The 25,139-nt window shown below is 45.3% G+C and carries 20 protein-coding genes; 7 read left to right on the top strand and 13 right to left on the bottom strand.

Going from position 1 to position 25,139, the window contains the following annotated elements:
- Positions 1 to 65: 65 nt before the first annotated feature.
- Positions 66 to 860, bottom strand: coding sequence for a GNAT family N-acetyltransferase (locus MHH57_RS02715; RefSeq protein WP_029515956.1), 795 nt, complete (start codon positions 858 to 860; stop codon positions 66 to 68).
- A 449-nt stretch (positions 861 to 1,309) separates the two neighbouring features.
- Between MHH57_RS02715 and MHH57_RS02710 the strand changes: the two genes are divergently transcribed.
- Positions 1,310 to 3,232: a glycosyl hydrolase gene (locus tag MHH57_RS02710; protein WP_342434801.1), complete on the top strand. Its 1,923-nt coding sequence runs from the start codon at positions 1,310 to 1,312 to the stop codon at positions 3,230 to 3,232.
- Positions 3,233 to 3,490: 258 nt separating this feature from the next.
- On the opposite strand, the gene MHH57_RS02705 is transcribed toward MHH57_RS02710, so the two are convergent.
- The 6 genes from MHH57_RS02705 to MHH57_RS02680 all read right to left on the bottom strand — a co-directional run bounded on the left by MHH57_RS02705 (position 3,491) and on the right by MHH57_RS02680 (position 12,842).
- Entirely contained in the window at positions 3,491 to 5,170 is a 1,680-nt protein-coding gene (locus tag MHH57_RS02705) for an ABC transporter substrate-binding protein (protein WP_342434800.1), read from the bottom strand.
- A 42-nt stretch (positions 5,171 to 5,212) separates the two neighbouring features.
- Complete coding sequence (locus MHH57_RS02700; RefSeq protein ID WP_342434799.1) at positions 5,213 to 6,151, bottom strand: carbohydrate ABC transporter permease; 939 nt, start codon at positions 6,149 to 6,151, stop codon at positions 5,213 to 5,215.
- Positions 6,152 to 6,165: 14 nt separating this feature from the next.
- Positions 6,166 to 7,122 carry a sugar ABC transporter permease gene (locus tag MHH57_RS02695; RefSeq protein WP_029515960.1) on the bottom strand — a complete coding sequence of 319 codons (957 nt, stop codon included), beginning with the start codon at positions 7,120 to 7,122 and terminating at the stop codon, positions 6,166 to 6,168.
- An 87-nt stretch (positions 7,123 to 7,209) separates the two neighbouring features.
- Entirely contained in the window at positions 7,210 to 8,760 is a 1,551-nt protein-coding gene (locus tag MHH57_RS02690; RefSeq protein WP_342434798.1) for a response regulator transcription factor, read from the bottom strand.
- A complete protein-coding gene (locus MHH57_RS02685) occupies positions 8,753 to 10,537 on the bottom strand; it encodes a sensor histidine kinase (protein WP_341038627.1) in 1,785 nt (594 codons plus the stop codon). Before MHH57_RS02685 ends, MHH57_RS02690 begins: the two co-directional genes overlap by 8 nt.
- Before the next feature lie 121 nt (positions 10,538 to 10,658).
- Complete coding sequence (locus MHH57_RS02680; RefSeq protein WP_342434797.1) at positions 10,659 to 12,842, bottom strand: alpha-galactosidase; 2,184 nt, start codon at positions 12,840 to 12,842, stop codon at positions 10,659 to 10,661.
- Positions 12,843 to 13,081: 239 nt separating this feature from the next.
- Between MHH57_RS02680 and MHH57_RS02675 the strand changes: the two genes are divergently transcribed.
- Positions 13,082 to 13,921 carry an AraC family transcriptional regulator gene (locus tag MHH57_RS02675; RefSeq protein WP_165148101.1) on the top strand — a complete coding sequence of 280 codons (840 nt, stop codon included), beginning with the start codon at positions 13,082 to 13,084 and terminating at the stop codon, positions 13,919 to 13,921.
- Between the two features lie 40 nt (positions 13,922 to 13,961).
- Here the strand turns inward: MHH57_RS02675 and MHH57_RS02670 are convergent, their stop codons facing one another.
- Genes MHH57_RS02670 through MHH57_RS02660 form a run of 3 tightly spaced genes read right to left on the bottom strand, consistent with a single transcriptional unit; the run spans position 13,962 to position 16,113 of the window.
- Complete coding sequence (locus MHH57_RS02670) at positions 13,962 to 14,846, bottom strand: MetQ/NlpA family ABC transporter substrate-binding protein (protein WP_029515965.1); 885 nt, start codon at positions 14,844 to 14,846, stop codon at positions 13,962 to 13,964.
- A gap of 29 nt (positions 14,847 to 14,875) precedes the next feature.
- Positions 14,876 to 15,646: an SDR family NAD(P)-dependent oxidoreductase gene (locus tag MHH57_RS02665; RefSeq protein WP_029515966.1), complete on the bottom strand. Its 771-nt coding sequence runs from the start codon at positions 15,644 to 15,646 to the stop codon at positions 14,876 to 14,878.
- Between the two features lie 5 nt (positions 15,647 to 15,651).
- Complete coding sequence (locus tag MHH57_RS02660; RefSeq protein WP_029515967.1) at positions 15,652 to 16,113, bottom strand: S-ribosylhomocysteine lyase; 462 nt, start codon at positions 16,111 to 16,113, stop codon at positions 15,652 to 15,654.
- A 277-nt stretch (positions 16,114 to 16,390) separates the two neighbouring features.
- Here MHH57_RS02660 and MHH57_RS02655 point away from each other — a divergent pair, with 277 nt between their 5' ends.
- Positions 16,391 to 17,191, top strand: coding sequence for a GTP pyrophosphokinase family protein (locus MHH57_RS02655; protein WP_029515968.1), 801 nt, complete (start codon positions 16,391 to 16,393; stop codon positions 17,189 to 17,191).
- 154 nt (positions 17,192 to 17,345) lie between these two features.
- Here the strand turns inward: MHH57_RS02655 and thrS are convergent, their stop codons facing one another.
- Complete coding sequence (thrS, locus tag MHH57_RS02650) at positions 17,346 to 19,259, bottom strand: threonine--tRNA ligase (RefSeq protein WP_029515969.1); 1,914 nt, start codon at positions 19,257 to 19,259, stop codon at positions 17,346 to 17,348.
- A 504-nt stretch (positions 19,260 to 19,763) separates the two neighbouring features.
- On the opposite strand from thrS, the gene MHH57_RS02645 reads away from it, so the two are divergent.
- Entirely contained in the window at positions 19,764 to 20,327 is a 564-nt protein-coding gene (locus tag MHH57_RS02645) for a TetR/AcrR family transcriptional regulator (RefSeq protein WP_165148092.1), read from the top strand.
- 12 nt (positions 20,328 to 20,339) lie between these two features.
- Complete coding sequence (locus MHH57_RS02640; protein WP_029515972.1) at positions 20,340 to 20,768, top strand: DUF3995 domain-containing protein; 429 nt, start codon at positions 20,340 to 20,342, stop codon at positions 20,766 to 20,768.
- Between the two features lie 17 nt (positions 20,769 to 20,785).
- Here the strand turns inward: MHH57_RS02640 and MHH57_RS02635 are convergent, their stop codons facing one another.
- Positions 20,786 to 22,009: an MFS transporter gene (locus MHH57_RS02635; RefSeq protein ID WP_029515973.1), complete on the bottom strand. Its 1,224-nt coding sequence runs from the start codon at positions 22,007 to 22,009 to the stop codon at positions 20,786 to 20,788.
- A 188-nt stretch (positions 22,010 to 22,197) separates the two neighbouring features.
- Here MHH57_RS02635 and MHH57_RS02630 point away from each other — a divergent pair, with 188 nt between their 5' ends.
- The gene (locus tag MHH57_RS02630; protein WP_029515974.1) at positions 22,198 to 22,776 is read left to right on the top strand and encodes a TetR/AcrR family transcriptional regulator; all 579 of its coding nucleotides are present in this window, start codon (positions 22,198 to 22,200) and stop codon (positions 22,774 to 22,776) included.
- 94 nt (positions 22,777 to 22,870) lie between these two features.
- Here the strand turns inward: MHH57_RS02630 and MHH57_RS02625 are convergent, their stop codons facing one another.
- Entirely contained in the window at positions 22,871 to 23,296 is a 426-nt protein-coding gene (locus MHH57_RS02625) for a MarR family transcriptional regulator (protein ID WP_029515975.1), read from the bottom strand.
- Positions 23,297 to 23,460: 164 nt separating this feature from the next.
- Here MHH57_RS02625 and MHH57_RS02620 point away from each other — a divergent pair, with 164 nt between their 5' ends.
- Positions 23,461 to 24,930 (top strand): MFS transporter, encoded by a 1,470-nt coding sequence (locus MHH57_RS02620; RefSeq protein ID WP_069010813.1) that lies wholly within the window; start codon positions 23,461 to 23,463, stop codon positions 24,928 to 24,930.
- Positions 24,931 to 25,139 lie beyond the last annotated feature (209 nt).

Raw genomic sequence — 25,139 nt, 5'->3', positions numbered from 1 at the left:
TAATACCAACAGTCACCTATATTCCGTTGTACTTCTCAATCGGCGCGCGACAGCGGCCTAATTCGTCAATCAATAGATAGCTTAAAATCAACAATAGTTTGCTCAGCCGTGATCTCATAGCCTAAGCCCTCGTAAAGATATACAGCGGCTTGGTTCTCCTTCAGTACTCCCAGGTAGATATCTGATGAAAGTGATCTGCCCAGTTTTGTAAGTTGGCTCGTCAAGTGCTTTGCTAGGCCTTTCCCTCTGTGGGTAGGGCTTGTGTATATGTTTCCGAGCTCAACGAGTTTAGAATCATAAAAGTGGAAGCCGCCCACGGCAATAAAATGACCACATTCCTTTATCCCAAGGAAAGGATATTGTTCGAGTTCGCTCCTCGTAAAAAATTTCATGCCGCCATTTCGTAATAAATCCACTATATCTGAAAGGTCATTTTCCTTAACTAGCTCAGTCCAGTTTGAATCGAGCAGTTTCGATTGATCCATATGCTTCATTGTTAAAAAACGTTGTGGGTTACCCATTATAAGACCATGAGATCGAAAAAGTTGAAGGTCACGATTACAGAGGATTGTACCACAAACAGTATTTTTCTTAAGTTGAATGATTTCCTCAGTAAAAGTAATAAGAGCTGGAAAGTTAAGTTTCTCGCGATTTATGCAATGGAAAGAAAAAGCAGGGAAGGATAGCCCCCAAAAGTATGCTAAGACCGCCGTCAGCTTGTCGTCTATATATTGACCAACAAATTTAGCCTGCTCCTTACGTTGACTTAAATAGCTATAGAATAACAAGTGTTGGTCTCTATTAATCTGGTCAGTTAATTGACTAATTGTTTCGTAGGTAAGCAATCGATGAGAAATCATTTATTAGTCCCTTTCATTAGTCATACTTTTCCTATGCGTGGAATACCTACTGGCATGATACCACAAATTGAAACTATTCTTCCCGCTTATTCCATATAGCCTTAAAAAATATTGGGTTATACATTTCTATAAAGATAAATTGTTTGCCGCCCGAGTATAAAAATCCATAATTTAAGGATGATTTTTCCCGAAATTCATTGTATGGTTCCTGCCTCGCGTCTAATTTATGATGAAATTAAAGAGAGGTGAGGCACCGAAAAAATTAATGACAAATATTGAAAACGCATACAAATGAAGAAGGAATGTTTAAAAGTGCAAGCTGGTCCTTAATCACCTGTCATCGATTACTTCAAAGTGTACTTAATATGTACACACTTATGAAAGCGTTTTCTGTACGATGCGTTGCAGATTAACTAAGGCGTTAACATCTAATTCAAGGAGTGAGTCATATGCCAGACCCATGGAAAAAAAGGTTTCTCAGTATTCTCAGTTTTGTTCTCTTATCCTTTTTGTTGGTATCTCTCAGTTTAATTCCAAGCCTAGCAAAAGCAGAATCAGCTCACTTGGTCACTGACGGTAGCCCCTTTCCTATAGTCGTCAGCTCCAAAAATGCAATTCTTCAAGGTTACGGGGTAGAAAAACGGGATATACCCTATACCGGCGATACGCTTTATAAAGGCGATGGCTATGTATCCTTCTTTTATGACTATGACCCAAACTCAGGAAAGTCTGACGGGACGGCTACGTTTAAAGTGAACGTGCCTACAGCAGGTCTTTATAGGCTGAGCCTCGGCTACTACATTCCGGCGGACACCGGCTCCAAGGATACCAGCATCAAGGTCAATGGCACAATGGCTGAAAACGTAACGCTGGCTGCTCCTCCGAAAGGTGCGGCGGTGAACGAGAAAATGGTAACTAAGATCATGCTGAATGCTGGCACAAACGAGCTGACTTTTTCAAGAGGCTGGGGATATTACGGGATCGAGTATGTGAAGGTTGAATTCGCCAATCTGCCTGCTGCCATAAGCAAAATGGAAGCCGAAGAAGGAGCCATTACTGGTGAGGTCAGCATCGAAGCTGCTGATACGGGTTATTCCGGTACCGGTTACGCAGCCTTTAAAGGCACAGGGTCGTTAACCTTTGCCTATAACGCAGCCTCAAGCGGGCTTTACAATCTTGCAATCGGTTACAGTAACCCCAATGGAGACAAAAAGACTCAATTGGTGGTCAATGGCCAGACCAGCGAAACATCACTCCCGACAACAGCAAGCTACACAGAGGTATCTGGCGGTAAACTGATGCTGAGTGCGGGAAACAATACCATACAGTTCAATGTCGATTCGGACCAATATCATATCGACTACGTCAAGCTGTCAGCAGTGTCCCCCCCGAAATTGCATCAGATTGAGAAAAAGCCAGTAAACCCGAATGCGACTGCGGAAACCAAGGCACTTATGGGTTATCTCGTCGATAGTTACGGCAGCAATATTCTTTCCGGTCAGCACACTCTTGAGGATGCCCAGTGGATTAAAGACCAAACTGGAAAGTATCCTGCGATGTTATCAACGGACATGATGGATTATTCCCCCTCTCGCATCGAACATGGCGCCACCTCAACTGAAGTGGAAAAGGCGATTCAATGGGCCAAAGAAGGTGGAATTGTCACATTCGCATGGCACTGGAATGCTCCTAAGGGACTGCATGATATTCCCGGCAAAGAATGGTGGCGCGGGTTTTACAAGGACGCTACTACATTCGACGTTCAATATGCGCTCACTCATCCCGAGTCGGAAGAGTATCAGCTTATCCTAAGGGATATCGATGCTATTGCTGCTCAGTTGAAACGTCTCCAAGACGCTCACGTTCCGGTGCTGTGGAGACCGCTGCACGAGGCGGAGGGCAAATGGTTCTGGTGGGGCGCCCAAGGGCCAGACTCCGCCAAGCAACTGTACCATATCATGTACGACCGCCTAACAAACTACCATCACCTGAACAACCTGATCTGGGTATGGAACTCTGAGAGCCCCGAGTGGTATCCGGGAGACGATGTCGTCGATATTGTAAGTGTGGATATCTACAACCAGGCGGCTAATTATAGCCCAAGTATCGGCAAGTATGACAGCTTGGTGAATCTCGTGCAAGGCAAGAAGCTGGTTGGTCTGTCCGAAAACGGCCCGATTGGCGATCCTGAATTACTTCAAACATATTCAGCGCATTGGCTCTTTTTCACCACATGGACAGGCGACTTCATCCGCAACGGACAATATAACTCCCTGGATCATCTCATAAAAGTGTTCAACAGCGATTACGTGATCACGAGGGATGAGCTTCCCCAAGACCTATTTACTTCGTCCAAGAATGAAGCGGAGTAAATTACTTTAAACGTATCCGTAACTATACCGTCCCATCCAGCGTCGTAAAGTAACGAAGTAGTCTTCCTCTAACAAACAGCGGCCGCCTCTGAAAATAACCAGGGTAGCCGCTGTTTATTTGTACCTCAAATGCTCCATATTTTATTCTCCCGTTTCGTTAATGTAGCTACTTTTCTAACCAAGAGACCATTATGAAAAAGGACCGTCTCCTCTCCGGCAGGAAAGTGGAAACGGCCCCGTTCTTTTATGCGAAACGAGTTAGTTCGTGGACCACAGCTTAATTCGGTCTTGGATATGCTTGGTAAAGGATTGTTCCATTTCTTGCACTCCAGCTTTCTCTAGTTCTGCCATATAGGCATCCCAAACCTTGTCGAAGTTTTCCGGTTTAGTCATGACAGCTTCCGGAATTCGTTTCCATGTAATATCCTTCATCTTGGCTCCAAGAATAACAACCGGATCGTCATTGGGAAGAGACATTGTATATGCTGCTCCGTATGCTCTCGGCTGGAATTCTTCTTCCTTCGGAAATAGATCTTTCCAGTGTTCGATCTTATAGGCCTTCAGAACTTCCTTCTCCGACTTGTTGTAAGTCGCTGTCAGCAGTTCTGGATAACTACGAGTGAAATAGTTGCCAGTTGAGTCTTCGATGCCATCACCATAATGGACCGACAAGTTCCAATATAGACCGATTCCAGACTCTTTTTGGAAAGCCGCATTGTCATTGTTTATCCGTTCAAGTACAGCCGGAGTAATCGTCCGTTTGCCGTCTTTCATCGTGTAATGCTTTCCTTCAATTCCCCAGTTATTCAGGACTTGCCCCTCTTCCGATGCTAGAAAGTCGAGAAACTGGATAGCGCGTACCGGATCCTTGCATTTGCTAGAGATTGAGATTCCGTATCCCCCATCAAAGCCAGGAAGCCAGAAATTGGTATCCTTGTACTCCTTGCCCATGGTGACTGGATAATGACCGTAAGTCTGATCGAATTTGCCTTCCGCCTTCAGCGCATTTTGTCCGTCGCCATAGTCCCATTCTGGATCGGCCAGACCCAGTACGCGGCCTGAAGCCACTTTCGCCTTAAACTGGTCAGTCTTCTGCACAAAGCTTTCCGGATCAAGTAATCCAATGGCATTCATGTGATTCAACCAGCGAAAATATTCTTTTTCTTCCGGTCGACGGAAATGATAAGTCGCTTGGTGTGTTTTTTGATCGATGTAGTATTCACCATCGTCTGGTCCCCCTGTTGTTTGGAATCCTGAGTTCGTTACCTGGTACATATGCCAATCGTCCGCATTTAGGGACAGTCCGATATTTTTGTTGCCATTTTCATCCGTCGGATGCTTGGTTAGATAGTCCTTAATGACTTTTTCAAAATCCTGTACCGTACGAATGTCTGGGTATCCCGCTTCCTTGACGACACGGTGTTGGAGTTTAAATCCTACGTCGGGTTTGATTTTTTTCTCTTCGACAGCAGACCAAGTTGGAATCACATAGATTGATGGGTCGTCCAAACTGTACTTTGTTCGAACAAGCTTGTCACCCAGCATTTTTTTGATGTTTGGTGCATGCTTGTCGATCAAATCCGTCAGATCAATGATTGCGCCAGCATCGACAAGTTTGCCAACATCCGCCTTAGCAGCGATTAAATCAGGATAGTTTCCTGTGGCAGCAATCAATGAAATCTTTTGGACCGGGTCACCGACAGCGAATTCAGCATCAAGGGTTACTCCAGTTTTTTCAGCGATGACCTTACCGACTTCATCCTTCATGCTATTCCAGTTTGTGCTGGAGTCTTCCGAGAAATAAGTAAGCGTGATGTCACCCGTTGTTACGGCCTTGGTAGCCTCGGACGGATTATTACCGCTGCACCCTGCAAGGGTCGCCACTAAAGTCAGTGACATTACGAAAGATACGATCATTCTGTTTTTTCTTGACTTCATGGAGCGAAACCTCCCTGTATAATGAATGTTTGCTGCTTCGTTTTAGCTTTTTACCGCTCCAAGCGTCATACCTTTAACAAAATACTTTTGTAGAAAAGGATAGACGATAAGAATCGGGACTGTAACAATGATGGTGATTGCCATTTTGACCGATTCCGGAGACACTTGTGCCATACGCTCAGCCATATTGGCAGCATCCTGAGAATTGGTTGCGCTCGTTGTAGTACTCTGCAAAATTTTCATCAATTCATATTGCAGGGTCGTCAACGATTCGTTAGACCCATTAAACAGATAAGTATCGAACCAAGAGTTCCATTGCCCTACTGCCAAGAAGAGCGCTACGGTCGCTAATGCTGGTTTGCAAAGAGGAAGAATAACGCGCCAGTATATCATGAAATCGTTGGCACCATCTAGCTTAGCTGATTCTTGCAACGCATAAGGCAGACCATCAATGAAGGAACGAATAATGAAGACATTAAACGCACTTACAAGGCCGGGTAAAATATAGACGGCAAATGTATCAATTAAATGCAATTCCTTCATCAAGATAAAACCTGGGATTAATCCCCCGGAAACATACATGGTGACGGCAAGAAAGATTGAGATGAACCTTCGAGCTTGAAAATCACTTCGTGCAAGCGTATACGCAAGCATCGACCCGCTGGCCAAGCCCGCTACGGTGCCAATGACGGTCCGCAGAAAGGATATCTTGAATCCAGTGATTAACCCCTCATAGGTGAAAATCAAATCGTAATTCTTCAACGTAAATTGTCTTGGCCAGATGGTGATTCCCCCTCTAATGGTATCTACCGAATCATTAAAAGAGATAGCCAGTACATTTAAGAACGGATAGATTGTTAGAACGGTTACCACAATCATGAAAAGATAAACAACGACTTCTAAGATTCGATCTTGTGGTGATTTCGCCTTAAGCCAGTTGTTTAATCGGCCGACTGGCGTACTGCTTTTGACAGCCTCCATGTCCTTTATCCTCCCTACATAATACTCTCGTTGGTATAGCGCTTAAAGATTCCGTTAGCCGCAAACAATAGGATCAGGCTTATCACCGAATTAAAGATATTAATTGCCGTTCCGAAAGAGTAACGTCCCATCGCCAGACCATAATTAAGCGCATACAAATCAAGTACTTCAGAGTAATCAATGACCAGGTGATTGCCCAGCAAAAATTGTTTCTCGAATCCCGTACCGAGCAAATGACCAATAGACATAATCAGGAGGATGATAATGGTCGGCCGGATCCCTGGCAGCGTGATATGCCACATTTGCCGGAATCGGCTAGCGCCGTCGACCCGCGCAGCCTCGTATAATTCAGGACCAATACCGGCGATGGCAGCCAGATAAATAATGGCGTTCCAACCTGTTTCCTTCCAGATGTCTCCGAAGGTTACAACCCACCAAAATAATTTACCTTGGGCCATAAACTGGATCGGCTGTTCGATGATGCCTAGACCCATGAACATATCATTCACGACACCGCCATCCGCTGAAAGCATTTTGGTGACAATGCCTGCAGCAACCACCCATGAAACAAAGTGCGGCAGATAAGATACCGTCTGAACAAATCGTTTTATAACCTGGATACGAACCTCGTTGAGCAGTAAAGCAAAGACAACCGGCACGATAAAACCGGCGATCAGTCCCATAAGACTCATAGCCAGCGTGTTCCGCAGCACTTGGTAGAAATGATCATCTCGGAACAAAGTACGAAAATGCTCCAAGCCCACCCACTTTTGCTCAAAAAAACTCAAACCGGGTTTATATTTTTGAAAGGCCATTGTCCAGCCCCATAGCGGCAAATACTGGAAGACAAAAACCCAAATAACAAACGGAATGGACATGTAGTAAAGATACCTCTGGCTTTTAAATACCTTCCAAGCATTCCTCTCCGTCTTTTTGTATGCCTTTTCCGAAACCACTGTTACCGCTTTCATTTTTTTCATCCCCTCTCTTAAAATCCATCATAAAACAGAGAGGAGTCCGCGCCCATACAACGGATTTCGGAAAAAATCATACACAAATTATGGATTTCTATATTCCGACGGTGAACGGCCTTCGTACCTTTTGAATTTGCTGTAAAAGTAGTTGACGCTTGTATAGCCCACGCTTTCAGCGACTTCGTATACTTTCATTCCCTGATCCAGCAGCTCCTTGGCCTTTTGGATGCGGACTCGGTCCAGATAGGTGTTGAAGTACTCCCCAGTCTTGTTCTTGAAAAGCTGGCCTAAATAGGCGGTACTGTAGTTTAGTAGTCCGGCTAGCGTTTCCAGCCTCAGATTGTCCGCATAATGCCTATGAATGAAGTCGATCATTTTCTTGAATTCCTGCTCCTTTCCACGGTGTTCGGAGTCTTTTCCCAATGCTAGTAGGAAACGGTGGGTCTCTTCCAAAAGATCATCTAGGTTATCATGCTGGTATATCCCATTCAAAAAGCGGGAAACTGCTTCCGTCTCTTTCAACTCAATGCAGAAACCCGCGGTCAGCTTGTGAATGACTGCATTGGACAGAAAGAAGAAGGATTCTTTAACAGATTTCTCATCTTGCCCCTGTTTGAGAAAAAATGCTGCCGCCTCTTTCAACAACGATAGTACTATAGCCTGGTTTCCTACCTCCAGACTGTAATACAGGCGGAAGATGAAATCCTCCATCATTTCTTCGGCTTTATTGACGGACAATCGGGGAGAATCCAGCGAGGACGAAAAGAGAGGATACGGATCTATCAGTCGGTTCTTCTCGCTGAAAAAAGCTTGTTTTACTGCTTTCTGGGCCTTAAAAAAAGATTTGCAAATATCTTGGGGAACAGACACTCCCCCTCCGGTTGCAGCAACGAACCGTCCATTACCCACGGCGTTACGAATCTCGTTATACAGACTTTCACGTCGTTTTCTCCCGCGCAGCAGCTCGTTGAGCAGAAGAACCGTATACGGGGGAATCACAGTTACAAGCCCCATCATCTGCCCTTCTATCTTTGGTTTTAACTCAATCGAAAGCCGATTTACCACATCGGCACGATCCACTTCAGAAACACGCGGGTAGACGACTACGACTTCATAGCTGGTCCACAACAAATCCGCTTCTTTTGCCTTACTTCTCAATTTGGCAGGATCCTCAGTTTTCTCTTGCGGGATGAGCAGGCTATGCAGGCAAAAATCACGACTCATAATCTCCCTCTCACGCCACTCTCCTTGAAGTCGCTCCTCTTCAATCCGCTCGCGTATCCGCTTTAAGTTGGCCGACATTTCAGCGACGTCCACCGGTTTAAGGAGATAGCCGACAACCCCGTATTTGATCGCTTGTTTGGCATACTCGAAGTCGGCATATCCACTGAGAATCATAAAATGCAAATGATGACCGTCAGATGTCAAGTGCTCAATCAACTGTAAACCATCCATAACCGGCATGCGGATATCGACAATTACGACATCGGGAGTCTTTTCCTCAATGACTTTCAATGCTTCTTTTCCATTAGCTGCCGCAGCAATAACGGTAAATCCGAGACTTTCCCATGGAATCAGCGTTTGAAGGCCTTGACGAAGCTTCGGTTCATCATCAACGATCACTACCTTAATCATTTGGATTCCCTCCAGGAATGAAAAACTGAATACAAGTGCCTTTCCCAGGCTCGCTCTCGATTTTTAAGGCACTAGAAGCCCCATACAGTAAGACGAGACGATCGTTTACGTTTCGCAATCCAATCCGCTGGACCTCCTGTTCATGTAGGGATGCAGCAAGCTCTTCCCGTACAAGAGCGAGACGATCGGCCGTGAAACCGGCCCCGTTATCACGTACCATAACTCGGACCCCCTCCAGGATTTCCTTTACTTTCACTTCAATGACAGCTCCTTCTGCTCGGTTATCCAGGCCATGCACAATAGAATTCTCCACCAAAGGTTGAATAATCAACGGCGGGACCAACATCTCCTCCAAATTCGGATCAACCGTTAAACGATAATTCAAACGGTCTTCATATCGAAACTTTTGAAGATCAAGATAACAGCTAACCCGCTCAAGTTCTTTGCGTAGCGGAATCTTATCATTACCAGCCTCCAGACTGCTGCGAAGCAACGTGCTCAGCTGCCATACTGCCTCAGCAATATCGTCCTGTTTGCGAATGTGGGCCTCCATTCTGATGGACTCCAACGAATTGAAGAGAAAGTGCGGGTTAATCTGGCTGGCCAGCATTTTAAATTTGATCTCGTTTTGTCTTTGCTCTACGAGATTTTTCTGACGATTCGTTTCTTGGACCTCCTGCACCAAATTGTTCACGCTGCTGACGAGCGCGTTAAATTGCCTTGATAGTATACCGACTTCATCTTTTCCGTCGATATGGAGAAATGTTTCCCATGAGCCCGCGCCAACTTTGGTCATATGTTTGCTCAAGCGGAGAAGCCTTCTGGATAATAGCGAAGCAGAAGCATAGATAAGTAAGACTGCAAACATCAGGCTGGCCGTGATCACGATTCCGCCAAGCCATATCACTTGATTGGCATCGCGGGTGATCTCTGAAACGGAAAAGATAGAAATGACCCGAAGCCCATTCCAGCTGTTCTGTGGAATTAAATTTGCGATAACCACTTTTGATGCTTTTCCGTTGATAAACGTGTTGTAACTTCCTTCCTGATTGAAAAGTATATTTTCGTCGGCATGAATTTCAGAAAGATTCTTCCCGAACAACTCTGCTTCATTGGACGCAACGATCTGATTTCGGTTATCCACGATCAAGGTAGGGAACGATTCCTGCTCTAGGATTGAATTTAATTGGCGCTTGTTTACATTCATGACCAGAACCCCTTTCCGCCCTAGTGAATCCACTGAAAATGAACGAATTAGACTGAGATAATTGGAACCGTCCCTCTCATCCTCGATTAAATTCCATCCGGCCAAGCCTTTCTGCTCTATGGCCTCCTTGTACCAATCTGCGGTTGTGATGCTATCGTCCGGCTGGATAAATTCCCAGTTGTTAAGTGCTCTTGGATTAGAGACATAGACACGGATGCCGGATATCTCTTTGTACAACTGGAGGTAATCACGAATATCCGTATACTCCCGGTATGCATGGATGACTTCGATATCGCTTTCGTACTTTTGACTGGCCACCCTCTTCATCCGATTGTCATTGGTTAGCCGGTACGAGATGTCCAGTGGCACATTAATCAGTTCTTCTGTACGATTTTGCACCCTTTCAACATTGTTGGATACTTGCATAAAGGCGTCCTTAATGACAATATCTCGAAGCTTCCCAGTCAAAAACAGGCCGCATAACAGCAAGGGAAGAACGGCTACCGAAATGAATGTAAGTGTCATCTTCTTCCTCAGTTTCATGTCATTCATCATTCGTATAAAAAACAAGGCTTCCCCCCTCTCAGATCAGTGCGGCTGCTACGCGCAAAATGCCCCTTTTCATATAAAAAGGGGCATAACCTAATCGATTGTTTTTTCTCTTTTGGCAGTTTACTGTTGTACTGATCCTTTAGACCTTGCCGGACCTTATTGCCCGGAGCCTGAACCATCCACTTTCATAGTCTTTCTGTCTGTAGACAAGAGGAAGCCCCAACTTCATAAGCCTATCCCCCCCATGGATAGACTTTTGCCCGCTATTTCCTGACTGAACTTCATATTCGAGTTCTGGATTAAGTCCGTCAAGGCGGAGGGCTCGCCAAGGCGCGTTCGGGACAGCCATCACTTGGAAATAGTAGACGATGGCATCCTCTTGGTCTTCAGAAACAAACATCCAAGCCGACTCGTTATTTTCAAACGGACTCTTTAGGCGATACAAGTCACCCTTCTGTACTAAACCACGAATCTGCTTGTAGACTGCGATTTGGCGTTTGACCGTCTCTTTTTCCTCATCGGTGAATTTCGTGAGATCAAGCTCATATCCAAAATTCCCGGACATGGCTACATCACCTCGAAAATCAAGGGGCGTTATGCGTCCAACTTGATGGTTCGGAACTGCCGAGACATGCGCCCCGGTTGCGCTTACAGGATAGACAAGGCTAGTTCCATATTGAATCTTCAGGCGTTCCGCCGCATCGGTATTATCACTAGTCCAGACTTGAGGCATGTAGTAAAGCATGCCTGGATCAAAGCGTCCTCCGCCACTTGAACAGCTCTCGAAAAGAATATGCGGAAATTCAGTGGTGACGCGCTCCAATAACTCATACAATCCAAGAACATAGCGATGGGCAGTCTCGGATTGGCGTTCCGGCGGCAGAGCAGCGGAACCGATTTCCGTCAGGCAGCGGTTCATATCCCATTTCACGTAAGAAACCGGCACGCTGGAGAAAATGGCAGCCAGCGAATCGTAGATGAAATCGCGCACTTCCTTGCGAGTATAGTCCAGCACTAGTTGCCATCTGGCTTCGCTGCGCCTCCGTCCCGGAACGTGAAGACACCAGTCCGGATGCTCCCGGTACAACTCACTGTCTGGAGAGATCATCTCTGGCTCAAACCAGAGCCCGAACTCAAGACCCAGCTGATTGATACGTTTCGCGACATCCGCAAGTCCGTCTGGCAGCTTCCGACGATCCTCGTACCAATCGCCAAGAGACGAATTGTCGGAATCTCGTTTTCCGAACCAACCGTCATCTAAGACAAATAGTTCGATGCCTAGCTCAGCCCCCTCTTTCGCGATCGATACCAACTTATCTGCATTGAAGTCAAAATAGGTAGCTTCCCAGTTGTTGACCAGAATAGGTCTTTCTTCGTCCCGATATTTCCCTCGGCAAAGTCGAGTCCGATACAAGCGATGATACGTCCGCGACATATCTCCCAGGCCTTGACCGGAGTAAACCATAACGGCTTCTGGCGTTTGGAAACTCCCCCCTGGGCTCAGTAACCACGAAAAGTCAAAGGAGTTCACGCCGATGTTAAACCGTGTGGAGCCAAATGAATCCATTTCTGCTCCCGCCTCAAAGCCCCCGCTATACACAAGGCTAAAGCCGAATGCCTCGCCATAGCTTTCCGTTGTCTCCCGAGTGACCAATGCAGTAAAAGGGTTGAGTTGATGGCTGCTCATGCCCCTTTTACTATCAATTCGGGTTTCACCTTGAAGAATTGGTTTGCGGGTAATATTCCCTTCCCGAGCCCATGCTCCCGAAAGATACATGAATTCCAAATCGCTTTTACCCGAAAAATCGACACTGGCACTTAGTGCACGAAGGAGCCTAAGATTCTTTTCCCCCGCATTACTCAAACGAGCCGAACGAGCGATTACGTTTCGATCCGCGAAAACGGTGTAAAGAAGAACCACTTTAAGACCTGAAAAGGCATCTTTTAATTCCAGTTCCAGCGTATCCGCTTCGTCTTCATTCTCGGTATATACGGCCGGAAGCCCGCTTAATGATGGCTTTCCCTTCATGATACGGTAACCATCGTACTTCAACTCCGTAATACGAGTTCCATCCTCAAGTTCTACCTGATACGCCGGGGTACGGAAGTCTCCACTCCCATACTGCGGATACTCTTGCGGAAGCCGATCCAATCCAGCCGTCGCAGAAGTGTGAGGCAATAGATCGGCCGTTGATTCGCGATGCTTCAGCCTATCTCCCCAGTATACATGCACAGGAAATCCATCCACAACCTGAATAATATAACTCATGCCCGACGACTGTAGATGAAACAGCCCCGTTTGCTCTTGAACAATGATACCCATTGGGAAAATAACCCCTCTCTTAGATAATAATCATCGGAGATCCACACCAAAAAGGCACTTAGAAGAATCTTTATGTAGCAGGCATCAACTAAGCTCATATGGTGTAAAGCTTGATAAGATCCAACAATATAGCAGCAGGTTCTACAGAAATGATATATTAATTTTAGATATGAAGTACATGGCATGGTGCTCACTATTTATGTTATAATGCTTGATAATTTACATAAGGAGATTTTACCGTGATAGAGTATTTGCCACGTAGTAAACAGCACTCTGAATTGTATCTAACTCAGTTTGGTATAGAGAAATGCATACCCAGTCACTTTTTTGGACCTGCGATAAGAGATCACTATTTGCTCCATTATGTTTTGGACGGAGAGGGTACCTTCGAGGTTGGCGGGTTCAGTTATCGCTTGCGGAAAGGACAGTGGTTTCTAATCTGCCCCCAAGTCATCACTTATTATCAAGCCGATGTGGTGAATCCTTGGTCTTATTGCTGGTTTGGTTTTAACGGGGTACTGGCAGAAACACTCCTCAAGCAAGCAGGCCTAACGATGACGCGTCCAATCCTCAACTTTGAAGGAGACCATTTGATTTATCAGTATTTGCAACTCATGAACGAATCAAGTGGATGCCATAAAGCTCGGGAAACCAGACTGACCGGTCTGCTATGCCTAATGTTATCGGAGCTTATAGAGTTCGGCCCGGTAACACCTCCTGAACAAAAGGAAAGCCGGGCGGAAATTTACGTGGAAAAAGTGAAGGATTTTATCGAAATGAATTATGCTCAGAAGATTACCATTGAGCACATTGCAAATTTTATCGGACTCAATCGGAGCTATTTATGTTCGTTATTCAAACAACAAGTGAACACAAGCATTCAGGATTATTTGGTTCGCTATAGGATCAACAAAGCATGTGAAATGATGGGAAACGCTGAACTTTCGATCGGTGATATTTCCCGTTCAGTCGGCTATAACGATCCTTTACTCTTCTCGAAAATTTTTAAAAAGATAAAGGGATTCTCCCCCAAACACTATCGAATCGAAACCCATGCTCAAACTCAAGCCGACTACTAACAAAAGAGGTCAACCCGAAAAACTGGCTGACCTCATAAGTTTATTTTGTTGTAGTTTGTCCTTCCAAATAAGAAACCGGCTCTTTAACTTCTACTTTGGTACCGCCAAATTCATCTTTAATGAATTTTTGAGTATCCTCGTTATGATAGAGATCCGCTAACTTTTGCAGCCCTTTGTTATTTGCCTTATCAGATGAAGTCACCAGAACGTTAATATTATTTTTGGTTGCCTGACTGATTTCCTCATGGAACAAGGAATCTTTCAGTACATTCAGGCCCCCTTCTAAAGCAATCGTATTCCCAATCAGCACCAAGCCTACATCTTGAATCACTCGTGGGCCTGTTTTGTCATCAATGAGTTCAAATTTCAGGTTTTTAGGATTGCTAGTAATATCATTGACTGTACCCAAGGCATCATTAAAGTCAGCCTTAAGCTTGATCAAACCGGAGGCTTCCAATAACTTCAAACCTCTTGCCGTATTGGCCGGGTTATCTGCCAAAGCTACCAGAGCCCCGTCAGTCACTTCATCGATGCTTTTGAATTTTTGCGAATAAATCCCCATCGGCTCCAGATAGGTTGTGGCTATCGCCTTCAAATCGGCTTTGCTCTCTTTGTTATAGCTAACCAGGTACGCCCATGATTGGAATGCATTCACGTCTACTTCGCCTTCTTTGGTTGCATTGTTCGTTTCGATTCCACCGTTAATTTCTTTCACTTCAATGTCCAGCTTGGCATCCTTGGCGGCCTGGGACTGGGCAATATGCTTCCATATCTGGGCGTCAGAGCCCATGGATCCGATGACTACTTTTTGCGTTTCCGAACCGGAAGCGGCGCCGGAGCCATTGCTGTCCGAACTTTTAGTACCACATCCTGCGGCAATTAATAATAAACTAATCCCTAATAGTAAAACGAACGATTTTCTCATGTTGTTTTCCCCCAGATCATGCTAGTATGCTAGTGCATCGTCATTCCACCTGTAACATTAATCGCTTGTCCTGTCATGTATGCAGAGAGCGGACTTGCCAGAAACAGCACTACATTGGCAACATCCTCCACCTCGGCCGTTCTCCCCAAAGGGACCTGTGAACAATCTTCTTCGTATATTTCTTGAGCGGTCATTCCGCGAATGACGCCTCCTTCAATCCGTTCACGATGCTTCATCGGCGTTTCTACAATGCCAGGGCAGACCGCATTTACCAAAATATTTTGCCGGGCAAGCTCAATGGCCATCACCTTGGTCAAGCCGAGAACCGCATGTTTGGAAGCACAATATCCGCCCATCGCCCGATATCCATTTTTTCCAGCCTGCGAAGCCATTTGAATAATTCGTCCTGCTTTACGAGCAGCCACCATTTCTTTGGCAAAACGCTTGGACGTTACGTATAATCCGGTTGAATTGATCGAAAATACTTTCTCCCAATCAGCCAACTCACTATCAATGACATAATCCATCGTAGAAGTACCCGCGCAGTTCACCAATATATCAGGAACTCCCGCTTCGCTGATTAGTAAATCGCACCATCTTTCGATATCATCCGGTTTGGATATGTCCAATTGAGTTTCAACCAACTGTGGATTGACCACTCTATACGGCTCTTCATAAGAGATATCAGCAGAAATCACTTTAGCTCCGCTTTGAATGAAAAGCTCTACAATTCCCTTGCCTATGCCTGACTTACCGCCTGTCACTACCGCTGTCTGATGAGATAGGTCAATCGAAATCATAGATTTTACAATACTCTTTCGAAAGGATCGCGGCTAATGCCTGCTTCCAATACAATTTTCACATATTCCTGCGCAGAGAAAAGGGAGTGGTCCTTGTAGTTCCCACATTCCAAAGCAGTAACAGCCGGGACCTCTGTCGTTTCCAGAATTCTTTTCAAGGTTTTTTCCAAAGCGAGTGCAATTTCCTCAGGCTCATGTTCATTCCATAAAATCAAGTAGAACCCCGTTCTGCATCCCATAGGAGAGATATCAATAATTCCTTTGATTTCATCTCTCAGATACGTGGCTAATAAGTGCTCCAGCGTATGTACAGCTGCTGTCGGAAGTGCATCTTCATTGGGTTGCAAAAATCTCAAGTCATACTTTTGTACTGTGCTTCCTTTTTCGTCATGCTCTACTCCCGCTGCTCTTACATAAGGAGCCTTTACAATCGTGTGATCTAATTGAAAACTTTCTACTTTTGCCATTTTTCTTTTCCTCTTTTCTGTAATTTATATTTTTAATCTAATGATGGATACTCTACATTTGTGATTTTTTTCAAAGAATTAAATGCTCCAAATCAGCATTTTTGTAATTATACATCGGATTACTCGGTTTTACCACTATAATTCTTGTCGTATTTCTTTTTTTCTTTGTCCGTCTCTCCTTTGCCTGTAGGTTTTGACATAGTGTACAATGTATACGATAATGCATTTTTACGAAAAAGATCGAGGACATCATAAGCCTCATTTAGGAGAATGCTCTGTGAATGAACCGGATTGGAAGCACCTGAATGCTGTCCCATTACCCTTGCAGGAATTTCAGCTACAGCTGGATCAAAACAGTGTTGACGCCAAGCAACTAGAGGAGTGGAGAAAGATTCCCGTCCTTTATCAGCTGGCTCTGGAAGAATTAAAGAATAAAATTAAGCTGATCCAGACGGAATGGAAACTGTTAGACGGTTTTAGCCCGATTGAACATATTAAAACCCGAATCAAAGAGCCCCACAGCATCGTGGAAAAGGTTCGGCGCAAAGGGCATGAAGTGACCTTGGACAATATATTGCGTGAAATTCATGATATCGCGGGGATGCGTGTGGTATGCGCCTTTGTGAAAGATATTTATCGTCTGATGGATCATCTACACACTCGGGAAGACATTCGTATTCTGGAGGTCAAGGACTATATAGCCCATCCTAAGCCCAACGGCTATCAGAGCCTGCATGTCATTGTGGAAATTCCACTGATCCTGTTTGAGGGCACACGTTGGATCAAGGTTGAAATTCAATTGCGTACATTGGCTATGGATTTCTGGGCCAGTATGGAGCATATTTTGTATTATAAGTTCGATAAGAAAGTGCCTGAACATGTCGTTAATGGATTGACCGAAGCCGCACGTGCAACCTACGAGCTGGATCAGAAAATGCTGAAGTTGCGCGGCGAAATTTTATCGCTTAGCGAGGAACAGGATGCGGAAGAAACCCCGGAGAAACCATCCGAAGAGTCGTCCATGAAGACACTCTCCCTCCCCGCAGATCACGCCACTTCACGGCCACAAACCTGCTAAGTTTTTGTGTGTAAGATAACTTAAGAATTCCGTCGAGGCTGCAAAAACGTTGGTTCAGTCTTACGCTGAATTCTGTAATGTACAAAAAAAGAGCCATCAAAACCACGTTCATCATGGTTTTGATGGCTCTTTTACACATTTTTTCGATCAAATATTACTGTTTCTCACGGATTTCTGTGCTGATTTTCTCAACGATGTCCGCAATGCTGAGTGATCCCAGATCGCCTTCGCCGCGTTTACGAACCGCTACAGTACCGGTTGTTTTTTCATTTTCCCCGATAACGAACATATATGGAACCTTCTCTAGTTGCGCCTCGCGGATTTTATAACCAAGCTTCTCATTGCGAGTATCCACTTCGACGCGCAGACCCGCTTTCAGCAACGCATCCTGTATCTCATTAGCAGTCTCGATATAGTTCTCGGATACTGGCAACAGCTTCGCATGAACAGGAGCCAACCATAATGGGAATGCACCTGTAAAATGCTCAGTCAGGATGCCCATGAAGCGGTCAATTGAACCGTAGATGGCACGGTGAATAACGACTGGGCGGTGCTTTTGGTTGTCCTCGCCCACATAAGTGAGGTCGAATTTTTCAGGCATTTGGAAGTCCAATTGGATCGTTCCGCACTGCCAGCTGCGTTTGAGCGCATCGAGAATGTGGAAGTCAATTTTTGGACCGTAAAATGCTCCATCTCCCGCATTAATACGGTAGTTGATGCCCAGGTGATCCAGCACGTTTTGCAGAGCTTGTTCCGCTTGATCCCACAGTGCTGGCTCGCCCATAAAGTCATCTGGACGTGTGGACAATTCCACTGTGAAGTCAAAGCCAAACACACTATACATTTCGTTAATCAGCTTAATTACGTCTGAAATCTCTTGTTCAATCTGACCTGGTGTGACAAAAATATGCGCATCATCCTGACAGAATGTACGAACACGCATCATACCGTTCAACGCACCGGACAGCTCATGGCGATGCACTTGTCCAAATTCGGCTATACGAATTGGCAGATCGCGATAAGAATGAAGCTCATTTTTAAACACAAGCATATGCCCTGGGCAGTTCATCGGTTTCAGAGCAAATGTAGTTTCATCCACTTCGGAGAAGTACATGTTTTCCTTGTAATGCTCATAGTGTCCCGATTGTTCCCACAGCCGGTTGTTCATCATCAGCGGTGTACGTACTTCCTCATAGCCATGCAGACGTTGAATGTCACGGGAGTAATCTTCCAATGCAGTGCGGACAACCATACCTTTAGGCAGGTAGAACGGCATACCCGGTGCTTCTTCGGAGAACATGAACAGTTCCAACTCTTTACCCAACTTGCGATGGTCACGTTTTTTTGCTTCCTCCAGCAAATGCAGGTGCTCATCCAGTTGTGCTTTTTTCGGGAATGCTGTTCCGTAGATACGTTGCAGCATCTTGTTGTTGGAATCGCCTCTCCAGTATGCACCCGCTACACTCAACAGTTTAAAAGCTTTGATGCGGCCAGTAGATGGCAAATGCGGGCCACGACACAGGTCAAAAAATTCGCCTTGGTCATAGATCGTAATTTCCGCTTCTTCCGGCAAATCACGAATCAGTTCCAGCTTCAGTGGGTCTTCCAACTCTCCAAAAATACGAGTGGCTTCCTCACGGCTGACCACACGACGTGTAATCGGCAGATTTTCCTGTGCGATCTTCGTCATTTCCTTCTCAATCTTGGCCAAGTCGTCAACGGACAAGGGGTTTTCGATATCAATGTCATAGTAGAAGCCGCTGTCGATGACCGGACCGATACCCAGCTTCACATTTTTCTCACCGTAAATGCGTTTGAGCGCCTGTGCCAGCAAATGCGCTGTACTGTGGCGATAAATTTCCAGACCGTCTGCACCGTCCAGCGTAATGATTTCAAGGTCAACGTTCTGGTCCAAAACGGTGTTCAGGTCTACAGCCTTCCCATTCACTTTACCTGCTACGGCGTTCTTTTTCAGCCCGGAGCTGATCGAACCCGCCACATCGGCGATCGTTACGCCCTGCTCGTACTCGCGTACGGCTCCATCCGGCAATTTCACTTGAATACTCACGATTAAAGCCTCCATTCAAATTGTGTGCTATATCAAAAATTGAACGCAAAAAAACGCCTCTCTCCCTCAAGGGACGAGTGCGTTCAGCTCGTGGTTCCACCCTAGTTCGGCCCGCTCCTATGCGTACATTTATGTTCATCGGAACATGCTTATACACGACATACGTGACCCTCCATTGGTATCCGTTAACGGGGATAAAGCGGTGGGCGCTTACTGATGTTACTGTCAGATTGCACAGCTACATGTTCAACGTCACGGCTACAAAGGGGTAACTTCACATGCGGTTGCCGGAAAAGCTCTCAGCCTCGTCTTTTCTCTCTGAACGGCCCTTCAAGGAAATCATGTCTTTGGTCAATGCCTTGAATATCACTATATGCTACAGCATTATAGATCAAATTCGCAGGTATTTCAAGTGGGCGTTTATGTATCCATATTTACACAGCTCTGAAAACACTATAATATACACTTATCTAGACGACACCGTACAGAAAGGGAGAAGGAGAGATGCCTAGAATTATTGTCACAGAAGAACAATGGATTCGGAAAGGAATCGAACGTTTTGAACAGGGTGGAATTGATCAACTCGTAGTTGAAAAAATGGCCGTTTCTTTGGGGTGCAGTAAGAGCAGTTTTTATTGGTATTTTAACAATCGCAGCAGCTACATTAGACAGATTGTGGAGACATGGAAGGAACAGACGACACAACAGGTGATTGCAGCGTCCATCATCCATGCTGCTGCAGATGAGCGGATCAAAGAGTTGTTAACCCAGATGTTCGGGAAGACGAAACGAGGAGATTTTCTGTTTTATCTGCGAAAACTGTCATTGAAGGATGATAGTTACCGTTCCTTGCTCGATGAAGTTGAACAGATGAGAATGGAGTTTATGAAAGAGCTTTTAATACAGAAGGGAATGCAGGCAGAGAAAGCCTTTCAGAGATCATGGATGTTGTACCATTACTACTTAGGCTGGTATGAGCGTCACAAGCAAGAGACATTAAGTGACGAAGCCATTCAACAGCATATTCACATGATTTGGACAGAGTGGATTTCGAATGAACCCAATTAAGGAGGATGTGGGATGTTGGAATTACTTACATGGGCAGTTGGCGGAATTCTATGGGTACTGAGCGGCATGCATTTATATTGGGTATTCGGCGGACAAAAAGGCGCTAAGGCAGCGATCCCAAGCACGGGAACGGATTTACTCTTTAAACCCTCCAAAATAGGGACATCGACCGTTGCCATTTTACTAGCTTTAGCCGCTTGGTTCGTCCTAGAACTAGGTGGAGTTACACAATTCCTGTTTTTCAGGTCCTTTCATTCCTACGGTGCAGGCTTGTTGTCGTGCGTATTTATTTTACGTTCTATAGGAGATTTCAAATGGGTAGGGTTCTGCAAGAGAAAGAAAGGAACCGTTTTTGCAAAATGGGACAGTGTGCTCTATTCGCCCCTTTGCTTTCTCTTGGGAACAGCCATTTTAATCATTATGTTTTTGCGTACGGCATAACTTAAAGCTGACCTCTATCAGGTGGTTTGTTTCTTTCGCACATCTCCACTCGTTTCTTTCTCAGTGAAAAAGTACAGCAAAGCCAGCACAGGCAGGACGACTCCAATCAGAGCACTGAAATTCCAACCTCCTAACGCATACGACCAACCACCTAATGATGATCCAATCGCTCCGCCTATGAAAAAAATAGACATGAATAATCCATTCAAACGCCCTCTCGCTTCACTTCCCAAGGAGTAAATCACACGCTGTCCAAGTACAAGATTTCCCGATACAGCCATATCCAGTGTAATCGCTGAAATAAAGAGAAGTACGAGTGCAACCGTCGAATGACTTTGAAAAAGATAGATGAGTAAAAAAGACAAGGCTGCAATGATCATAGCTAACCCGGTTAATACTTTACTCCAGCCTTTATCCGCCAATCTCCCGGCAATCGGAGCAGCTACCGCACCACCTACGCCTACTAAAGCAAACAATGCAATCCCTTGTTGGGACATTCCGAAATCATCCGCCAAACGTAGAGGAACAACAGTCCAAAATAGGCTGAATGCACCAAATAGGCAGGCTTGATAGAGGGCACGGCGACGCAATGCAGGCGTTTGTTTTAGAAGAGTACCTAACGAGAAAATCAATTTACTGTAAGATACCGTAGGCACAGGCTTGCGTTCTGGAAGAGCTCGCGAGAGCAGAATCGTCAACAGCGTCAAGACAATGGCTGACAAAATAAATACGGCTTGCCACCCCCAGATGCTGGTGATAAAGCTTGCTACTGGCCGTGCGAACATAATGCCTAGCAAGAGTCCGCTCATGACATTCCCAACAACGCGGCCGCGTTGCTCTTCGGATGCTAAATAGGTGGCGTACGGCACCAGTATTTGGGCTACCACAGATCCAATTCCAATGAACAAGGATGCGGTCAGGAACAACGGGGCATTGGTAGCAAAAGCGGCAACAACCAATGCACAGACTGTAATGATTAGCGATACGACCATGAGCCGTCGATTTTCGATAATGTCGCTGAGCGGTACGATAAATAGCAATCCCACCACATAGCCGATTTGAGTCAAGGTGACAATGAAGCCCGCGGCTGTAGAAGAAAGACCCATAGCAATATGAATAGGTCCTACAAGGGTTTGAGCATAGTACAGGTTGGCAACAATAAGGCCGCATGCGGCTGCTAACAAAAACATCATCCAATTTGAGATACGGTTACTTTCTAAGGCTTGTTGTTCTCTTTGCATGATAATCCTCCTCATTAATTTAAATACTAAACGTATAGTTCATTAATTCGATAGTTAAATAATATACTGAACGTTTCGTTTTGTAAATAGGCAAAATCAACTTTTTATTTTTATATGGTATTTGATATACTGAACGTATAGTTTATTTTTTGTGGTTACTTATATCTATTAAGAAGGTGAGCATTCCAGTGCAGAGCAAAAGAGGACGTCCACGTAATGTCGAGACGCATAAATCTATCCTTAACGCTTCCTATGATTTACTGTTGGAGCAAGGCTTTGGGGCGGTTACGGTAGAAAAAATTGCTGAACGAGCGAAAGTTAGCAAAGCCACCATTTATAAATGGTGGCCTAACAAAGCTGCCGTAGTGATGGATGGTTTCCTGTCAGCCACCATAGCAAGATTGCCCGTGCCCGACACGGGCTCTGTATTAGATGATATTCTCATTCATGCCACAAATTTAGTGCGGTTCTTAATAAGTCGAGAGGGTAAAATCATTACGGAGTTAATAGGCGAAGGGCAACTTGATTCAGGATTGTCAGAGGCATACCGGACCCGATATTTCCACCCTCGGCGACTTGAGGCCAGGCTTCTTATTGAGCGCGGAATGGAGCGCGGAGAATTGAAGGAGGATCTCGATATTGAATTATGTATCGATCTCATTTATGGGCCCGTTTTTTATCGATTGTTGGTAACCGGTTATCCATTAGACGACTCCTATGTACGACAATTAGTCATGAATGCGTTCAAAGGAATTGGTTTGGACTGAATGACGTGGCATCAAGCAGCCCTCACAGAGTATCCTCTGTGAGGGCTGCTTTTTCTTTTACCTGCCACGATCCTCTGGCTAGTTCCTGATTTGTTTATTCGTCAGGGTCTATACTAATTTTTTGCAGCAGGTCGATCAGAAGGTCCTCTTCCTCTTCGGATAGATTGTGGACAAGGCTGACATTGGACTCGTCCAATATTCCTTGTAGGACAGGGGAAAATTCTAGCGCCTTGGCTGTAGGAGACAAAAGATGGGAACGGCGGTCATTTGGGTCTGTTTTCCGTTCAATATAGCCTGATTCCTCCAATTGTTTCACAGAGCGCGCCGTGGTTGCCTTGTCAAATTTAAGTTCATTCGTCAACTGCTCTTGTGTAATGCCCGGCCGCTGCAAAATGAGCTTTAAAAAGCTGTGTTGTCCTCCACTGCCGATTCCGTAAGGAGTCAGTTTTTTGGACAATATTTTTTGATTACGACGGTACAGGTGGGAAATTAGCTTTCCAATCGGTTGTTTTTTTCTCATCAAATACACCTCATTGGCTTAAAAATGACACATCCCCAGTTGGGACCAAAGCAAAGTTTACAATAATATTGTTGCACACGCAACTAATTTGCTGTACACTAGAACCGTTCATTTAGTTGCGCGTGCAACTAAATGAAAATTGTCAACGATAACGAGGTGTAATGATGAGTTCAACTGCTACAACGGCTACAACCTATCAAGAGAATATCGAAGTCCAGAAGAAACGTTGGCTGATTTTAATTGTTTTGAATCTGTTTACATTTATGTCCACATTGGATGGAAGCATCGTCAATATCGCTCTTCCTGTGTTGTCTCGCACATTACATTTACCCGTAGCACAGATTGAATGGGTGACAACCGCCTATTTAATGGCGATATGTACCGCTATTTTATTTTTTGGCAAGCTTGGAGATATCGTCGGTAAAATCAAAATATTTAAAATCGGCACAGTCGTATTCATTCTTGGCTCCCTATTGTGTGGTCTTAGCTCTTCACTCTCTATGCTGCTGATTTCCCGCATTATTCAGGCGATTGGGGCGTCCATGACCATGGCAAACAGCCAGGGGATTGTGACAGATGTCTTCCCCTCCAATGAACGGGGCAAAGCACTTGGCCTCATTGGAACCTTCGTTTCTCTAGGTAGTATCGCCGGGCCAAGCTTGGGCGGTATTATTGTCTCCTCACTCGGCTGGCAGTACATTTTCTGGGTCAATGTACCGATAGGGTTGGTCGCTGTCTTTCTTGGCTGGAAGCTTCTGCCGAAGGATTTGATCAAGTTGAAAGATAAAATTGACGTTCCCGGTAGCTTGGTATTTGCTATTTTTATTCTCACTTTGTTCGTCGGATTGTTGCTGGGACAACAGGTCGGGTATGGTGACAAACGTATCGTTGCTTCGCTGGTGGTGGCTGTAGTTGCTTTTGCCATGTTTATTCGATTGGAATTTCGCCGTCCACAGCCACTGCTACAGCTCGCGCTATTCAAAAATCCGTTATTTTCGCTCAGTATTTTGTGTGCTTTTCTGGTGTTCGTCGCTAACTTTTGCTTTAACATCATTTCACCTTTTTATGCGCAGAATATGCTGAACTTGTCGCCTTTTCATGCCGGGTTCCTGCTGATGTTGTTCCCCATCTCTATGGTTATTGTGGCCCCACTCAGCGGTGCGCTTTCCGATAAAATCGGGTCTGAACTGCTCACATTCGCCGGGCTGGTCGTTATGGTCATTGCCCAGATTGGATTGGCCCAACTGCATGCAGGCAGCTCCATCCCGCTCGTGGGTCTGTGGATTGCCATGCTGGGCATTGGCAGTGGTTTATTCCAATCGCCGAACAACTCGCTGATTATGTCCACGGTACCCCGCACACAGCTCGGCTCAGCCGGTAGCGTCAATTCGCTGGTTCGCAACGTCGGTATGGTTGTGGGGATCACCTTGGCCACATCAATCCTCTTTTATATTATGAGTAAAGAGGCTGGTTATCGGGTCACCGGCTTGGTCCCGGGTCATCCAGAAATTTTTCTGGCAGGCATGCATGTAGTCTTTATGACGTCTGCGTCCATCTGTCTTGTGGCGGCATTGTTAACAGGCTGGCGGCTGATTGGGGCTAGACGGGTAAGAACGCAGCAAGAAAAGGGATAAAAGGTAATATTTACAATTTTAAAAATGGGATACAAGGGTGGAGCTCACATGAAACATTACTATGCATGCGGAACAAAATTGATGGTAAAGGAGTGTGAAGGCGAAGGCCCTATAAGCGTTGCGATGCGAAAATGATGAAAAAGATGTCTTTACAGGTAATTGAATTGCTAAACCGCAAGATGGCTGCTCTTTCCAAGGAACCCTCTTGC

The sequence above is a fragment of the Paenibacillus sp. FSL H7-0442 genome, assembly GCF_038593105.1.
Taxonomy (GTDB): domain Bacteria; phylum Bacillota; class Bacilli; order Paenibacillales; family Paenibacillaceae; genus Paenibacillus; species Paenibacillus polymyxa_D.
Note: the sequence above shows the minus strand (reverse complement) of the source record. Positions and strands in the feature narration are given on the sequence as shown.

Coding starts and splice junctions, on each gene's coding strand:
- MHH57_RS02635 (WP_029515973.1), bottom strand. CDS start 22,009: ATGCAAAGAGAACAACAAGCCTTAGAAAGTAACCGTATCTCAAATTGG.
- MHH57_RS02705 (WP_342434800.1), bottom strand. CDS start 5,170: ATGAAGTCAAGAAAAAACAGAATGATCGTATCTTTCGTAATGTCACTG.
- MHH57_RS02620 (WP_069010813.1), top strand. CDS start 23,461: ATGAGTTCAACTGCTACAACGGCTACAACCTATCAAGAGAATATCGAA.
- MHH57_RS02695 (WP_029515960.1), bottom strand. CDS start 7,122: ATGAAAGCGGTAACAGTGGTTTCGGAAAAGGCATACAAAAAGACGGAG.
- MHH57_RS02660 (WP_029515967.1), bottom strand. CDS start 16,113: ATGGCAAAAGTAGAAAGTTTTCAATTAGATCACACGATTGTAAAGGCT.
- MHH57_RS02700 (WP_342434799.1), bottom strand. CDS start 6,151: ATGGAGGCTGTCAAAAGCAGTACGCCAGTCGGCCGATTAAACAACTGG.
- MHH57_RS02640 (WP_029515972.1), top strand. CDS start 20,340: ATGTTGGAATTACTTACATGGGCAGTTGGCGGAATTCTATGGGTACTG.
- MHH57_RS02625 (WP_029515975.1), bottom strand. CDS start 23,296: ATGAGAAAAAAACAACCGATTGGAAAGCTAATTTCCCACCTGTACCGT.
- MHH57_RS02680 (WP_342434797.1), bottom strand. CDS start 12,842: ATGGGTATCATTGTTCAAGAGCAAACGGGGCTGTTTCATCTACAGTCG.
- MHH57_RS02715 (WP_029515956.1), bottom strand. CDS start 860: ATGATTTCTCATCGATTGCTTACCTACGAAACAATTAGTCAATTAACT.
- MHH57_RS02710 (WP_342434801.1), top strand. CDS start 1,310: ATGCCAGACCCATGGAAAAAAAGGTTTCTCAGTATTCTCAGTTTTGTT.
- MHH57_RS02645 (WP_165148092.1), top strand. CDS start 19,764: ATGCCTAGAATTATTGTCACAGAAGAACAATGGATTCGGAAAGGAATC.
- MHH57_RS02670 (WP_029515965.1), bottom strand. CDS start 14,846: ATGAGAAAATCGTTCGTTTTACTATTAGGGATTAGTTTATTATTAATT.
- MHH57_RS02665 (WP_029515966.1), bottom strand. CDS start 15,646: ATGATTTCGATTGACCTATCTCATCAGACAGCGGTAGTGACAGGCGGT.
- MHH57_RS02690 (WP_342434798.1), bottom strand. CDS start 8,760: ATGATTAAGGTAGTGATCGTTGATGATGAACCGAAGCTTCGTCAAGGC.